The sequence below is a fragment of the Streptomyces rubiginosohelvolus genome, assembly GCF_014649875.1.
GTDB lineage: Bacteria > Actinomycetota > Actinomycetes > Streptomycetales > Streptomycetaceae > Streptomyces > Streptomyces rubiginosohelvolus.
Genome location: NZ_BMTW01000012.1, coordinates 145,418 through 160,383, shown reverse-complemented (window position 1 = coordinate 160,383; position 14,966 = coordinate 145,418). Strand labels below are relative to the sequence as shown.

General features: G+C 72.7%; 11 protein-coding genes. 8 read left to right on the top strand and 3 right to left on the bottom strand.

Annotated elements, in window-relative coordinates; all coding sequences use genetic code 11:
- The first annotated feature begins 10 nt into the window (after positions 1–10).
- The 6 genes from IE134_RS24665 to IE134_RS24640 all read left to right on the top strand — a co-directional run bounded on the left by IE134_RS24665 (position 11) and on the right by IE134_RS24640 (position 7,777).
- A complete protein-coding gene (locus IE134_RS24665) occupies positions 11–808 on the top strand; it encodes an SDR family NAD(P)-dependent oxidoreductase (RefSeq protein ID WP_098016651.1) in 798 nt (265 codons plus the stop codon).
- Positions 809–932: 124 nt separating this feature from the next.
- Complete coding sequence (locus IE134_RS24660) at positions 933–2,057, top strand: LLM class flavin-dependent oxidoreductase (RefSeq protein ID WP_030710766.1); 1,125 nt, start codon at positions 933–935, stop codon at positions 2,055–2,057.
- Between the two features lie 271 nt (positions 2,058–2,328).
- A complete protein-coding gene (locus IE134_RS24655; RefSeq protein WP_189431752.1) occupies positions 2,329–4,068 on the top strand; it encodes an N-acyl-D-amino-acid deacylase family protein in 1,740 nt (579 codons plus the stop codon).
- Positions 4,065–5,528 (top strand): aldehyde dehydrogenase family protein, encoded by a 1,464-nt coding sequence (locus tag IE134_RS24650; protein ID WP_189431750.1) that lies wholly within the window; start codon positions 4,065–4,067, stop codon positions 5,526–5,528. The genes IE134_RS24655 and IE134_RS24650 overlap by 4 nt, the downstream gene beginning before the upstream one ends.
- Before the next feature lie 238 nt (positions 5,529–5,766).
- The gene (locus IE134_RS24645) at positions 5,767–7,353 is read left to right on the top strand and encodes an APC family permease (protein WP_030710760.1); all 1,587 of its coding nucleotides are present in this window, start codon (positions 5,767–5,769) and stop codon (positions 7,351–7,353) included.
- 55 nt (positions 7,354–7,408) lie between these two features.
- Positions 7,409–7,777 carry a DUF6463 family protein gene (locus tag IE134_RS24640; RefSeq protein WP_030710758.1) on the top strand — a complete coding sequence of 123 codons (369 nt, stop codon included), beginning with the start codon at positions 7,409–7,411 and terminating at the stop codon, positions 7,775–7,777.
- Positions 7,778–7,829: 52 nt separating this feature from the next.
- Here IE134_RS24640 and IE134_RS24635 read toward each other — a convergent pair whose 3' ends face one another.
- Positions 7,830–8,558 (bottom strand): siderophore-interacting protein, encoded by a 729-nt coding sequence (locus tag IE134_RS24635; protein ID WP_189431748.1) that lies wholly within the window; start codon positions 8,556–8,558, stop codon positions 7,830–7,832.
- A 126-nt stretch (positions 8,559–8,684) separates the two neighbouring features.
- Here IE134_RS24635 and IE134_RS24630 point away from each other — a divergent pair, with 126 nt between their 5' ends.
- Positions 8,685–11,633 carry a GNAT family N-acetyltransferase gene (locus tag IE134_RS24630; RefSeq protein WP_229823727.1) on the top strand — a complete coding sequence of 983 codons (2,949 nt, stop codon included), beginning with the start codon at positions 8,685–8,687 and terminating at the stop codon, positions 11,631–11,633.
- Between the two features lie 90 nt (positions 11,634–11,723).
- On the opposite strand, the gene IE134_RS24625 is transcribed toward IE134_RS24630, so the two are convergent.
- Together IE134_RS24625 and IE134_RS24620 are read right to left on the bottom strand one after the other, a co-directional pair.
- Positions 11,724–12,188 carry an SEL1-like repeat protein gene (locus IE134_RS24625; RefSeq protein WP_030710751.1) on the bottom strand — a complete coding sequence of 155 codons (465 nt, stop codon included), beginning with the start codon at positions 12,186–12,188 and terminating at the stop codon, positions 11,724–11,726.
- A 130-nt stretch (positions 12,189–12,318) separates the two neighbouring features.
- The gene (locus IE134_RS24620; RefSeq protein WP_189431794.1) at positions 12,319–13,878 is read right to left on the bottom strand and encodes a CehA/McbA family metallohydrolase; all 1,560 of its coding nucleotides are present in this window, start codon (positions 13,876–13,878) and stop codon (positions 12,319–12,321) included.
- 173 nt (positions 13,879–14,051) lie between these two features.
- On the opposite strand from IE134_RS24620, the gene IE134_RS24615 reads away from it, so the two are divergent.
- Complete coding sequence (locus IE134_RS24615) at positions 14,052–14,897, top strand: LLM class F420-dependent oxidoreductase (RefSeq protein WP_030710747.1); 846 nt, start codon at positions 14,052–14,054, stop codon at positions 14,895–14,897.
- The last annotated feature ends 69 nt before the right edge of the window (positions 14,898–14,966 follow it).

Below are 14,966 nucleotides of genomic sequence, written 5' to 3'. Positions count from 1 at the left end.
GGAGACGGACATGGGCAAGCTGGACGGGCGGGTCGTCCTCGTCACCGGGGCGGCGCGCGGGCAGGGTGAGCAGGAGGCGCGGCTTTTCGCGGCCGAGGGTGCGCGGGTCGTCGTCGCCGACGTGCTGGTCGAGCAAGGGGAGGCGCTGGCCAAGGAGTTGAGGGAGGAGTTGGGGGCGGACGTCGCTCGGTTCGTGCGGCTGGACGTCGGCGACGAGCAGGACTGGGCCGCCGCCGTCGCCGTGGCCAAGGACGCCTTCGGGAAGATCGACGGGCTGGTCAACAACGCGGGCATCCTGCGCTTCAACGAACTGGTCAACACCCCGCTGGCGGAGTTCGAACAGGTGGTGCGGGTCAACATGACCGGGGCCTTCCTCGGGATCCGCGCCGTCGCGCCGGAGATCGAGGCCGCGGGCGGCGGGACGATCGTCAACACGTCCTCGTACACCGGTCTGACCGGCATGCCGCTGGTCGGCGCGTACGCCGCGACCAAGCACGCGGTGCTGGGGCTCACCCGGGTCGCCGCCATGGAGCTGGCGGGGAAGGGGGTCCGGGTCAACGCCGTCTGCCCGGGGGCCGTCGACACCGCGATGACCAACCCGGCCCTGCTGGACCCGGACGCCGACCTGGCGACGTCCGACGCCGCCCTGGAGGCGTACTACCGCAAGCTCCTCCCGATGGGCCGGATCGGGCGGCCGGAGGAGGTCGCCGCGCTGGTGCTGTTCCTGACCTGCGAGGACTCCTCGTACATCACCGGTCAGCCGTTCGTCGTGGACGGGGGGTGGCTGGCGGGCGTCAGCCCCTTCTGAAGCAGCGTGCCTGACTGGACGTCAGGTATTGACGGGGTGCGGCCGTGGTGGAACAGTCGGTCGCATCGGTATCTGACGGATCGTCAGATAAGTTGCCGGGAAAACTTGAGGACGGTGAACCTCCGTGGAATTCGGGCTCTTTGTTCAGGGGTACGTGCCCGCCGCGCGTGCCAAGGTGGACCCCGAGGCAGAGCACAAGGCGCTGATCGAGGAGACCGAGTACGTCATCCAGGCGGACAAGTCCGGCTTCAAGTACGCCTGGGCCTCCGAGCACCACTTCCTGGAGGAGTACTCGCACCTCTCCGCCAACGACGTCTACCTCGGCTATCTCGCGCACGCCACCGAGCGCATCCATCTCGGCTCCGGCATCTTCAACCCGCTCGCGCCCGTCAACCACCCCGTGAAGGTCGCCGAGAAGGTCGCGATGCTCGACCATCTCTCCGAAGGGCGCTTCGAGTTCGGCACCGGGCGGGGTGCCGGCAGCCACGAGATCCTCGGGTTCATGCCGGGCATCACCGACATGAACCACACGAAGGAGCTGTGGGAGGAGACGATCGCCGAGTTCCCCAAGATGTGGCTCCAGGACGAGTACGTCGGCTTCCAGGGCAAGCACTGGTCGCTGCCGCCGCGGAAGATCCTGCCGAAGCCGTACGGGGGTGCGCACCCGGCCATGTGGTACGCGGCCGGGTCGCCGTCCTCGTACGCCATGGCGGGGAAGAAGGGGCTCGGGGTGCTGGGCTTCAGCGTGCAGAAGGTCTCCGACATGGAGTGGGTCGTCGAGTCCTACAAGAACGCGGTCAAGGACGCGGAGCCGGTGGGGGCGTTCGTCAACGACAACGTGATGGTGACGTCCACGGCCATCTGTGCCGAGACACACGCCAAGGCGGTGGAGATCGCGGTGGGCGGGGGACTGAACTACCTCCAGTCGCTGTTGTTCCGCTACCACGACACGTTCCCGCGGCCGGAGGGGATTCCGGAGTGGCCGGAGCTTCTGCCGGAGTACACCGAGGAGATCGTGGAGCTGCTGATCGCGGAGGAGCTGATGATCTGCGGTGATCCGGACGAGGTGCTGAAGCAGTGCCGGCGGTGGGATCGGGCGGGGGCGGATCAGTTGAGCTTCGGGCTGCCGATCGGGATCAGTCCGGAGGACACGATGAACACGATCCGGTTGATCGGGGAGCATGTGATTCCGCAGATCGATACGGATCCGGTCCATCGGACCTCGCGGTTCCGGGCCGCGGCGAACTGATTCGGGGCGCTGCCCCGGACCCCGCTCCTCAATCGCCGGAGAGGCTGAAAAGATCCGCCTCAAACGCCGGCGGGGCTGGAAGCGGGCCCGCACATCAAGCCCCTCCGGCGATTGAGGAGCGGGGGTGTGGGGGCGGAGCCCCCGCCGGTGAACCGGGCGGCGTCTTCCCGGACCGTCGCCCCGAAGAGCCGGGGTACGTACCGCGGCCCAAGCGTGCGTACCCCGGCTGTCCCGACCGAGCCGAAGAAGGAACCCCCAGAAGGGAACCGTCATGCTCGACCACCTCATCCGCCGCGCGACCGTCGTGGACGGCACCGGCGGGCCCGCGTACACCGCCGACATCGGCATCCGCGGCGGCCGCATCGCCGTCATCGCCGAGCCCGGAACCGTCACCGAAGAGGCCGTCACCAGCGAGGACGCCGACGGGCTCGTCCTCGCCCCCGGGTTCGTCGACCCGCACACCCACTACGACGCCCAGCTCTTCTGGGACCCCTACGCCACCCCCTCCATGAACCACGGCGTCACCACCGTCGCGGGCGGCAACTGCGGGTTCACCCTCGCGCCGCTCCACCCCGACCGGCCCGAGGACGCCGACTACACCCGGCGGATGATGTCGCGGGTGGAGGGGATGGCCCTCGCCGCCCTGGAGGAAGGCGTCGACTGGACCTGGTCCACCTTCCGCGAGTACCTCGACGCCCTCGAAGGGCGCATCGCCGTCAACGCCGGGTTCATGGTCGGGCACTGCGCCCTGCGGCGGCACGTCATGGGCGCGGACGCGGTCGGGGGCCAGCCGACCCCCGCCCAGCTGGACGCCATGCTCGCGCTCTTCCATGACGCCATGGACGCCGGGGCCTGGGGGCTCTCCACCACCCAGTCGTCCACCCACTCCGACGGCGACGGCGAACCCGTCGCCTCCCGGCACGCCCTCCCCGAGGAGCTCCTCGCGCTGTCCCGCGCGGTCGGCGAGCACGAGGGGACCCAGCTGGAGGCGATCGTCGCCGGGTGCCTGGACCAGTTCTCCGACGAGGAGATCGACCTCTTCGTCGACATGACGGCCGCCGCCGGACGCCCCCTCAACTGGAACGTCCTCACCATCGACGCCGCCGTCCCCGAACGCGTACCGCGCCAGTTGATCCCCAGTGAGCGGGCCCGCCGGGCCGGCGGTCGAATCGTCGCGCTCACCATGCCGATCCTCACGCCCATGAACATGTCGCTCGGCACCTTCTGCGCCCTCAACCTCATCCCCGGCTGGGGCGAGATCCTCGCCCTCCCCGTCCCCGAGCGCATCGAACGGCTCCGGGACCCCGCCACCCGCGCCGAGATGCTGCGCCGCGCCGACAGCAAGGAGGCCGGGGTCTTCCGCCGCCTCGCCCACTTCGGCCGGTACGTCATCGGGGACACGTACAGCGCCGCCAACGAAGGGCTCAGCGGGCGGGTCGTCAATGACATCGCGGCCGAACGTGGTCAGGACGCCTTCCACTGCCTGGTGGAGATCTGCGCCGCCGACGACCTGCGGACGGTCCTGTGGCCGATGCCCACCGACAACGACCCGGACTCCTGGGCGCTGCGGCAACGCACCTGGGAGCACGAGGACGTCATGCTCGGCGGCTCCGACGCGGGCGCGCACCTGGACCGGATGTGCGGGGCCCCCTACACCACCCGCTTCCTCGGCGACTGTCTGCGGGGGCGGAAACTCGTGCCGCTCACCACCGCCGTCCGCATGCTCACCGACGATCCCGCCCGGCTCTTCGGGCTGCGCGAGCGCGGCCGGATCGAGGAGGGCTTCCACGCCGACCTCGTCCTCTTCGACCCCGAGCGGATCGACGCCGGACCCGCCACCCTCGTCCACGACCTGCCCGGCGACAGCCCGCGGCTGGACTCCAAGGCCATCGGGATCGTCTCCGTACGCGTCAACGGGGTCGAGACCCTGCGCGACGACAAGGTGACGGGGGCCGTGCCGGGGACGGTGCTGCGCTCGGGCCGTGACACCCGGACGGTGAGTACCGCGTGAGCCCCGCACCGGAGCGGCTGTTCATCGGCGGGGAGTGGGTCGAGCCCGCCGGCGGGCACTACGAGGTCGTCGACCCCGCCACCGAGGAGGTCGTCGGCCTCGCCCCCGAGGCGAGCCGCGCCCAGGTGCACGAGGCGGCAGCGGCGGCGAAAGCGGCCTTCCCGGCGTGGTCGCGGACCCGGCCCGAGGAGCGCGCCGCGATCCTGGACCGGACCGCCGACCTCGTCCAGCGCGACTTCCTGGCCCACGCCGAGATCGCCCGGCGGGAGAGCGGAGCCACCGCTTCCACCGCGCGGGGCATGCAGGTGGGGGTGGGCATCGCACGGTTCCGGCGGTACGCGCGGGGCGCGCTGGAGCCCGTCGAGGAGGCCGTCGCGCCCCAGGTCAACGAGGCCGGGCCGATGGGGCGGGCCGGGGTCTTCGGGGCGCTGGCCGTCCGCCAGCCGGTCGGCGTGGTCACCTGCATCACCTCGTACAACAACCCCTGGGCCAACCCGGCGGGCAAGATCGCGCCCGCGCTCGCGATGGGCAACACGGTCGTCGTGAAGCCCGCCCCGCAGGACCCGCTCTCCGTCCTCCGGATGGCCGCCGCCCTCGCGGAGGCGGGCGTTCCGCCTGGCGTGGTGAACGTGGTCACCGGGTCGGGCGCGGAAGCCGGTGAGGCCGCCGTCGACTCTCGGGACATCGACATGGTCAGCTTCACCGGGTCCACCGCCGTCGGGCAGCGCATCGCGGAGGTGTGCGGGCGCGGGATGAAGCGGCAGTTGATGGAGCTGGGCGGGAAGGGTGCCGCGCTGGTGCTGGAGGACGCGGATCTGGGCTCCGCCGTCGCGGGCATCGGGACCACCTTCTCCTTCTACAGCGGACAGATCTGTACGGCTCCGACCCGCGTCCTCGTCCACCGGTCCCGGTGCGACGAGCTGATCGGCGCGCTCGCCGCGTACGCGAACGCGCTCACCGTAGGGGACCCCGCCGACCGGGCCACCGTGGTGGGCCCGGTCATCTCCGCCGCCCACCGCGACCGCGTCGAGGCGTACGTGGAGCTGGGCCGGAAGGAAGGCGCGCGGGTCGTCACGGGCGGCGCCCGGCCCGCCCACCTGGACCGGGGCTTCTACGTGGCGCCCACCCTGCTGGCCGACTGCACCCCCGACATGCGGGTCGTCCGCGAGGAGATCTTCGGGCCGGTCGTCGTGGTCGTCCCCTTCGACGACGAGGAGGAGGGCGTCGCGCTGGCCAACGACAGCGACTACGGCCTCATCGACTACGTCTGGTCCGGCGATGTCGCCCGCGCCTTCCGTATCGCCCGCCGGCTGCGCGCGGGCGGGGTCGGCGTCAACACGGTCGGGCGGAACATGGAGGCCCCGTTCGGCGGGTTCAGGAAAAGCGGGGTGGGGCGGGACGTGGGCTCGTACGCCCTGCACGCCTACAGCGAGACACAGGCGATCGTCTGGCCCGGATGAACCTGCGGCGCAGCGGACGCGGAACGGCGCGGGAAAATTTTGAACCTACGCAAAACGGACAGGGCTACGGTTACCGTACGTCGTCACGCTCGGCCGAGTGGCATGCATTACAAGGTTTCATGTGAATGTGACCTTGAATTGATGAGGTGTTCACGGGTGATTGGCTGTTACATCCAAGGGTGAGACGTTGGAGTCTCACGCTCCGGATGTGGATATCGCAGCGCATAGCGTCCTTCTCATGACTCAGCTGGACGCGCGGCCACGGGCCGGAGACACGGTACGGGGAAGCGCCCCGGCCGACGGTGGCACGGGCAGCGGCGGCGTACGCGGCAAAGGGCTCGGCGGGAACTCCGTCGGCCTCATGGGCAGCGCGGTCATCGGTGTCTCCACCGTCGCGCCCGTCTACTGCCTGACCTCCACCCTCGGCTCCACCGCCGGAGAGGTCGGCGTGCAGATGCCCGCCGTCTTCCTGGCCGGGTTCCTGCCGATGCTGCTCGTGGCGTTCGCCTACCGCGAGCTGAACAAGGCGATGCCGGACTGCGGCACCTCCTTCACCTGGACGGTGAAGGCGTTCGGCCCGCGGGTCGGCTGGATGTGCGGCTGGGGCCTCGTCATCGCGACGATCATCGTGCTGTCCAACCTGGCGGGCGTCGCCACCTCGTACTTCTGGCTGCTGGCGGGCGAGATCACCAACAGCGCCTCGGTCGCCGCCCTGGACGACAGCAAGCCCGTCCACATCATCACCTGCCTCGCCCTCATCGCCGTCGCCACCGCGATCAGCTACCGGGGCATGACCGCCACCAAGGGCATCCAGTACGCCCTGGTCGGGCTCCAGTTGGTCGTCCTGGCCCTGTTCGTGACGATGGCGCTCAGCAAGGCCGGCAGCGGCGGCCCGGACTTCGCGTCCTCGCTCGACTTCTCCTGGTCCTGGCTGAACCCCTTCGCCGTCCAGTCCTTCGCCGCCTTCACGGCGGGCCTCTCCCTCTCCATCTTCATGTTCTGGGGCTGGGACGCCTGTCTGACCGCCAACGAGGAGACCACCGGCAGCGAGAAGACCCCCGGCCGCGCGGCCCTCATCGCGATGGTCGTCCTGGTCGGCTCCTACCTCGCCACCGGCATCGCCGCGCAGATGGCCGTCGGCTCCGGCGAGTCCGGGCTCGGCCTCGCCAACCCGGACACCTCCGACAACGTCTTCGCCGCCCTCGCCGGACCCGTGATGGGCCCCGGCCTCGGCATCCTGCTCTTCCTCGCGGTCCTCGCCTCGGCCGCCGCCAGCCTCCAGACCACGTTCATCCCGGTCGCCCGCACGGTGCTCGCGATGTCCGCGTACGAGGCGATGCCGGCCTCGTACGCCAAGGTCCACCCCCGCTTCAAGACGCCCGGCCGGGCGACGGTCACGGCGGGCATCGGCACCGGCGTCTTCTACACCGTGATGACCCTGGTCAGCGAGCACGTCCTGGTCGACACCATCTACGCGCTCGGCCTCATGATCTGCTTCTACTACGCGCTGACCGCCTTCGCCTGCGCCTGGTACTTCCGGGCCGAACTGACCCGCTCCGCCCGGGACCTGGTCTTCAAGGGCCTCTTCCCGCTGCTCGGCGGCATCCTGCTCGCCGCCGTCTTCGCCAAGACCCTCTACGACATGTGGGACCCGGCCTACGGCTCCGGCTCCTCGGTGTTCGGCGTCGGCTCGGTGTTCGTCATCGGGGTGGGGCTGCTGCTCCTCGGCGTGGTGCTGATGGTCGCGATGGAGCGCCGCAGCCCGGCGTTCTTCCGGGGCGAGGTGCTCACGAAGGAGACCCCGGCCCTCGTGGTCCAGGACTGAGGAGTGCGGCGGGGCGGGGCCCCGGTCGCGGACGGTCCGCTCGTACGATGAGGCCATGACACGAGCTTCGGCGGGACGCCTGCTCCAGGTGGTCGGAATCGCTCATGGCGCCATCGGCGCGGTGATCTACCGCGATGTGTTCGCCGACATCGGCCGGGGGCCCGTCGTCGGCTCCGTCCCCGACCGGGGCGACCGGGCCGCCGCCTTCTGGTTCATGGCCGCCGCCCCCACGCTGTGGCTGGGCGGCCGGCTGCTGCGCTCGGCCGAGGAGCACGGGGACCTGCCGGCCCAGCGCGCGGCGGGCGCCGTCCTGGCCGCCGTCGGCGCGGTGGGCACGGTCGCCATGCCGAAGAGCGGCTTCCCGAGCCTGGTGGGGATCGGCGGGGTGCTGCTGCGCAGGTCGCTGCGGTCCACGGGCACGTAAGGGCCCCGGCGAGCGAGCTCGCCGGGGCCCTTACGTCGTGGCCTTCTCGCGCTTACGGCCGCCAGTAACCCAGCGCGTTCACCCGGTCCTTGGGCAGGCCCAGCTCCTTGCGGAGGTACGTCGACAGGGTCCGGGTCGTCGACGTGTCGCAGGCGACCCAGACGTACGCGTCCGAGTGGTCGGCGCCCAGCGCCTCCGGCAGGGCCGCCTTCACCTCGGAGACCAGGTGCGCGCCCGCCTCGCGGCGCTCCACGTGGTGCAGGGCGTGGTGGGTCTCGTCGAGGCGGAACGGGAGTTTCCGGTCCTCCTCGTGCGCGGTCTCGAACCAGATGGTCGCCGGGGTCGACGGAATCGCGTCCAGCAGCGAGTTGATCGCGGGCAGCGCCGCCGCGTCACCGATCACGAAGAGCCGCTTCGGCGCCGGGTCGGGCAGCGTGAAACCGGTGCCCTGAAGCGTCGCGTCGATCGTGTCGCCGGGCTCGGCCGCTTTCGCCCAGTCGCAGGCGGAGCCCTCGTGGAGGGCGAATTCCAGACTGAAGGTCCCGGCCTCGGGGTCCGGGTCGACCAGGGTGAAGGCGCGCTGATGCGGTTTGCCGTCCTTCTCGAACCAGAGCCGCACCCACATCGTGGGGTGCGCCCCGCCGGTCGCGGCGAGCAGCCCGCCGTCGGTCAGATGCACCCGGCGGAAGCGGTCGGTGACCTGCTCGGCGCCGGTCACGGTGAACGTGAAATCCCGTCCCCGGAACAGTTTGAGAACGACGCCTTCCCAGCCATGCCCCACGGTGCTCCCCGCCCTCTCCTGCCGCCCCGGCCCACTGCCCAAAGGGTCTCTTTAGGTTAGGCTAACCTAAATCTCGGGGGCTGGGGAGTGGCTGAAAACCACCGGGAGCAGGGGATGGGCAGAGCGATGACCGCTGACGTCGACCGCGAGAGACCTGGAGCGAAACCGGCCGAGGGTCCGGGCGGGGGTCCGGGCGAGCAGCCCGGCGAGAGACCGGACCGGGGGGCGGGGGAGGAGTCCGGGGGCTACGAACTCTTCCGCGACGACTGGGGGATACCCCACCTGCGGGCCGCCGACGCCCTCGCACTGGCCCGCGCCCAGGGCCACGCCACCGCCCTCGACCGGGCCTGGCAGCTGGAGACCGAACGGCACCGGATGCTCGGCACCAGCGCCTCCCACCTGGGCGCGGAAGCCGTCGACTGGGACCGGTTCGTCCGGCGGGCCCGGATCGCCGACACCGCCCGCCGCTGCTTCGACCGCCTCGCACCGGAGACCGCCGCCTGGGTGACGGCGTACGCCGACGGCGTCAACGAGGGCCTCGCCGAAGGGGCCGAGCGGGCCCCCGAGTTCGCCGCCGTGGGCCTCGCGCCCGGCCGCTGGGAGCCCTGGACCCCGCTCGGCGTCTGGCTCTCCACCCACATCCTGTTCGCGGGGTTCCCGACCAAACTCTGGCGCGAAGAGGTGGCTCGCCGGCTCGGCGAGGACCGGATGACCCTCTTCGCCACCGACGGCCCCGGCACGGCGGGCAGCAACGGCTGGCTGCTCACCGGCGCCCGCACCGCCACCGGAGCCCCGCTCCTCGCGGGCGACCCGCACCGCTTCATCGAGGACCCCGGCGTCTACCAGCAGATCCGGCTGGCCTGCCCCGAGTTCGACGTCGTCGGCCTCGCGGTCCCCGGCATCCCCGGTCTCGCCCACTTCGGGCACACCGGCCACGTCGCCTGGGCGATCACCAACGCCATGGCCGACTACCAGGACCTCTACCGGGAGCGGTTGCGCCGCACCCCGGACGGCGGAGTGGAGGCACTCGGCCCGGACGGCTGGTACCGGGCCCACGCCCACACCGAGACGATCGAGGTGGCGGGGGCGGAGCCGGAGCAGGTCGAGGTCGTCGAGACGGACCGGGGGCCGGTGATCATCGGCGGCGACCCCGGAGCCGGGGCCAGGGCCGGGGCCGAGACGGCTGACGTGGCTGCCGGGGGCGAGGCATCCGACGCGGCCGAAGGCGCGCACCCCGAGTCGGGCGAAGCCGCCGACGGCACCTTCATCAGCCTCCGCTACCCGCCCCGCGTCACCGGCGAGCTCGGCTTCGACGTGCTGCCCGCGCTGCTCCGGGCCCGTACGGTCGCCGACGTCGACACCGCCCTCGACCGCTGGGTCGAACCCGTCAACGTGGTGCTCGCCGCCGACACCGCCGGGTCCACCCTGCACCGGGTCGCCGGACACGTCCCGGTGCGCCCGTACGCCAACCGGCTGCGGGTCGTTCCCGCCGAGGACCCGGCGTACGCCTGGCGCGGCGGCGAGACCGTCCCGCTGCCCCGTACCGAGGTCAACGGCTCCGCAGGGATCGCGGTGATGGCCAACGAGCGCGGCCTCGCCGCCCCGCTCGGCGTCGAGTTCGCACCCCCGCACCGGGCCCGCCGGATACGGGAGTTGCTCGGCGGGGACACCGACTGGACCTCCGACGCCCAGGCCGCCGTCCACACCGACACCCTCCTCGCCTCGTCCCGCCAGCTGCTGTCCCTGCTGGCCTGGGCCCCCGCCCTCGGCCCCGCCGCCGACCGCCTCCGGGACCGGCTGCTGCGCTGGGACCGTCACATGGACGCGGACAGCACCGACGCGACCCTCTACGCCCGCCTGCGCACCGACGTCGTCCACCGGCTGGCCGCCCACCCCGCGCTCAAGGGCGTCACGGGCGCGGACGATCCCTGGCGCTCGGCCGCCTACCCCGCCCTCTTCCGCCCCTGGCTCGCCGCCGTCCCCCGGATCGGCTACGCCCTGGAGAGCCTGCTCACCGTCGGACTCCTGCCGTACGAGGACCGGTTGGCGCTCGTCGCGGCCTCGGCCGAGGCCGTCGCGGCGGCGGCCGATGAGACCCCGCCCGCCCCGTGGGGCGAGCTGCACCGGCTCTCCCCCTGGCAGGCCCTGCCGGACCTCGCACCCGACGGCGTCGACGCGCAGGCGATCCGGCCGGGGGTCGCCGGCGACCACGACTGCGTGCTGTCCACCTCCAGCGTCCCCGGCGTCACCGACCTGTTCGCCCGGGGCCCGGCCGCCCGCTACGTCTGGGACCTGGCCCGCCGCGAGGACAGCCGGTGGGCGGTCCCGTTCGGCGCGTCCGGAGTCCCCGGATCCGCCCACCACCGCGACCAGACGCCCCTGTGGGCACGGGGCGCGCTCGCCCCGGTCGTCACGGACTGGAACCTGCTGCACCGCACGACGCCCCACCGCACGGCGCACCACCCCGAGGAGACCCCCGCCATGACCGCCGCCACCGAGCCCGTCGCCCCTGCCCTGCGCCCGGCCGTCCACGAGCAGAAGATCGAGGGCTTCGGCACCGTCCGTCTGGTCCCGGTCGACCCGGCGGCCGACGCCGAGCTGCTGCACGGCTGGGTCACCGAGGAGCGGGCCCGTTTCTGGGGCATGGCCGACCACACCCGGGAACAGGTCCGGGAGATCTACGAGTTCGTCGACTCGCTCCCCACGCACCACGCCTACCTCGCCCTGCGGGACGGGGTCCCGGCCGCGCTCTTCCAGACGTACGAGCCGGACGCCGACCCGGTCGGCGAGTGCCACGACGTCCGGCCCGGGGACTTCGGCATCCACCTGCTGATCGCCCCCGCCGAGGGCGAGGGAGCGGTGAAGGGGTACACGGAGGCCCTGCTCACCGCGTTCATCGCCTACGTCTTCAGCGACCCGGCCCACCTGCGGGTCGTCGTGGAGCCCGACGCCCGCAACGAGAAGGCCCTCGCGCGGATGGTCCGGGTCGGGTTCGAGCTGGGCCCGGAGATCAAGAAGCCGGAGAAGACGGCCCGGCTCGCGTTCCTGACGCGGGCGGCGCTGGGACTGGCGTAACGGAAACCGCTCGCGCGGAGCGGGGCGGAGCGGGCCGGGGCCCACGAGACGGGGGACCCGCCCGGTCAACGGTGCTGTGCCCGCCATGCGTCACGGCGCCGGGTCCGCCCCGTCCGGGTGCAGGGCGCCGCCCGGCCGGAACAGCCGCTTGGCCACCGCGTGCCCCCGCTCCGCCGCCATCCGGAACCACGGCTCCGCCGCCGCCAGGCCCTCGCGGTGCTCGACCAGGCGGCCGAGCTCCCACATCGACTCCACGTCACCGGCCTTCACCGCCTGCCGCAGCAGCCGCTCGGCCGTGTCGGGCCGCCCCTCGGCCCGGGCGGTCAGGGCGAGCGTCCGCAGCCCCCGTACCGCCCGGGCGTCCCCGGCGGCGGCCGCGACCGCCAGCGCGCGCGGATCGGCGGGACGGCGGTACCGGTTCCCCAGGATCAGCAGGATCCCCAGCACCCACATGATCCAGCTCAGGCTGATCAGCGTGCCGTTGCCGGTGATCACCCCGGTCAGGCTCAGCGCGCCGCCCGCCGGCAGCAGGAAGTACCCCAGCCCCGGTCCCATGCCCGCTCCTCTCCGCCCGGCCTCGCCGCCGGGCGTGCTTCGTCCCTTCCCGCTTCCGAGCCCGCCGTACCGGCCTCACCGGTCCCGCTGCTCAGCCGGCCGTACCGGCCTCGCCCGCCGGTCCCGCTGCTCAGCCCGCCCTGTCGGCCGCCACGTCGAGGAAGACCGGATTGGTGAGTGCCGCGAACGCGCCCGGCAGCCCGGGAACGGCCGGTGGGTGCCGGACCTCGGCGCGTACGTACGCGGCGTGGGCGGGGGTCGTACGCCACTCCACCACGCCCGCGCCCGCCGCGGGCAGCGCGGTGGTCAGCATGACCCCCTGGTCGGTGACCAGGCGCACCGTGCAGTCGGCGGCCGCCCCCGACACCTCCAGCCGTACGGTCACCGGGGCGTCGGCCGCCGCCCGCAGCCGCTCGCCGATGCCCGCGTGGCCGCCCCGCCCGTCCGTCGCGGCGAAGGAGAGGGTCAGGGCGGCGGACTCGGCGAGGTAGGAGCGGCCCGCCCGGATGCCCGCGAGGATCGCCCGCCGCGACAGCGACTCGGCCAGGACGACGGTCTGCGGGTGGCCCAGCAGGTCCGGTTCGCGGTGGGCGTCGCTGTTGCCCATCGCGGGCAGCCAGCGCCCCGGCCCGTCGTCCGCGTTCCGTACGTCCGCGTTCCGTACGGCGGCCACCAGGGCGTTGTCCCACTCGGCGAGGGCGACCTCGTCGTCCGGGGTCCAGGGCCCGTTCCACACCTCGACCGCATCCGCCTCCGCGAGGCCGAATTTCCAGTTGCAGCCGATGCACGTGGCGTGCGGATGGGCGGGCACGACGAGCCCGCCGACCCGGCGCACCTGGTGCGCGTACCGGCCGAAGCGGTTCTCGCGGGCCCGGTAGCGCCAGTCGACGAAGACGCCCGGGTCGGTGCCGACGGCCAGCACGTGCCCGTTGCGGGTGGTGATCTCCTCGCCGGTCAGGATCAGCAGGTCGTCGCCCCACAGCCCTTCCCACGCGGTGTGCGCGGAGGTGGTGTTGTGCTCGCTGCTGTTGATGAAGTCGAGCCCGGCGGCCCGCGCGGCGGCGGCGACCTCGGCCGGGGTGCGCCGCCCGTCGGAGTGGACGGAGTGGACATGGCAGTCGCCCCGGTACCAGGCCCGGCCACGCCCCTTCGCCCGCTCGGGCGGGTACACCGGCACGGGGGCGGGGGCCGCCTCGCCGAAGCGGAGGGTGACGGTCACCTCGTACGGGAGACCCTCGGGGGCCACGGTGTAGGGGGCCAGCGCGATGTGCCAGGTGCCGGGGCGTACGGGGCCGGGGAGATAGCTGGGGGTCGCGGCGTCGGACCGGACGAAGAACGCGGTGCGCGCCCCGCCGGACCAGCCCCGGAAGCCGCGCCCGCCCAGGGCCGTACCACGTTCGTCGAAGAGGCCGATGTCGAGCGCGTTGCCCTGGACTCCGGGCGGGACGGGTGGTTTGCCGTACGTGTAGGAGACGGCGAACTCGGCCACCCCGCGCGGGACTTCGACCGGGAGGTACACATAGTCCGGCGATCCGACGGGCAGAGTCCCGCGCACGGTCCGGGTGCGGTGGGGGCCTTCGGGGCCGGTCCCGGGGCGGTCCTCGGCGCGGGCGAAGTTCACGGGGGCCAACGCTAGGCCGCCGGCGGCGGTCGCGGCGAGGAGGCCGCGCCGGTTCACGGTGGTGTTCATCGCGGTGTTCACGGCGGTGTTCATGGCCGTCACGGTCTCGGATTTCGCCGACATACGGCTTACGTTGGCGCTTCGCACGGACGACGTACAGAAGGACGACGAAACAAGACGGCGTAACGGGACGGCGTGACAAGACGACGTACGGAACGACGACGACCACGGAGGTGGCTTCGATGCGGATTTCCACCACGATCTTCCTCACCGACGAGACGGTGACCCCGGTCAGGCTCGCCCGCGAGCTGGAGCAGCGGGGGTTCGGCGGGCTGTATCTGCCCGAGCACACGCACATTCCGGTCAGCCGCCGCACGCCGTACCCGATGGGCGGTGAGCTGCCCCGCGAGTACGGCCGGACGCTGGACCCGTTCGTCGCCCTCGGCCAGGCCGCCGCCGTCACCGAGCGCCTCACCCTGGGCACCGGCATCACGCTGGTCGCCCAGCACGACCCGATCGACCTGGCCAAGCAGGCGGCCACCCTGGACCACCTCTCCGGCGGCCGGTTCACGCTCGGCGTCGGCTACGGCTGGAACGTCGAGGAGGCCGCCGACCACGGGGTGGAGTGGCCGACGCGCCGCGACCGGGTCCGGGACCGGATGGCCCTGATGCGGGCCCTGTGGGCGGACGAGCCGACCGGGTACACGGGCGCGTCCGGGTCGGTGCAGGCGAGCGAGGCGCACCCGAAGCCCTTCCAGCGGCCCCGCGGCCCGGTCAACGGCCCGCGCACCCTGATCGGCGGCGGTGCGGGCCCGAAGCTGTTCGCGCACATCGCGGAGTACGCGGACGGCTGGCTGCCCATCGGCGGCGGGGGTCTCACCGAGTCCCTGCCGAAGCTGCGGGCGGCCTGGGAGGAGGCCGGGCGCGATCCGAAGGGCCTCCAGGTCGTGCCGTACGCGGTCCAGCCGAGCCCCGGGAAGCTCGCCCACTACGCGGAGCTGGGCATCGAGGAGGTCGTGCTCCAGCTGCCTCCGGCGGACGAAGCGGAGGTGCTGCGGACCCTGGACGCGTACGCCGCGTACCTGTGAGAAGGGGCCCTCCGGGGCCGCCGGTGCAACCGGGCCCGCGTACAGGGCATCCTTATTCACCGGGGATCG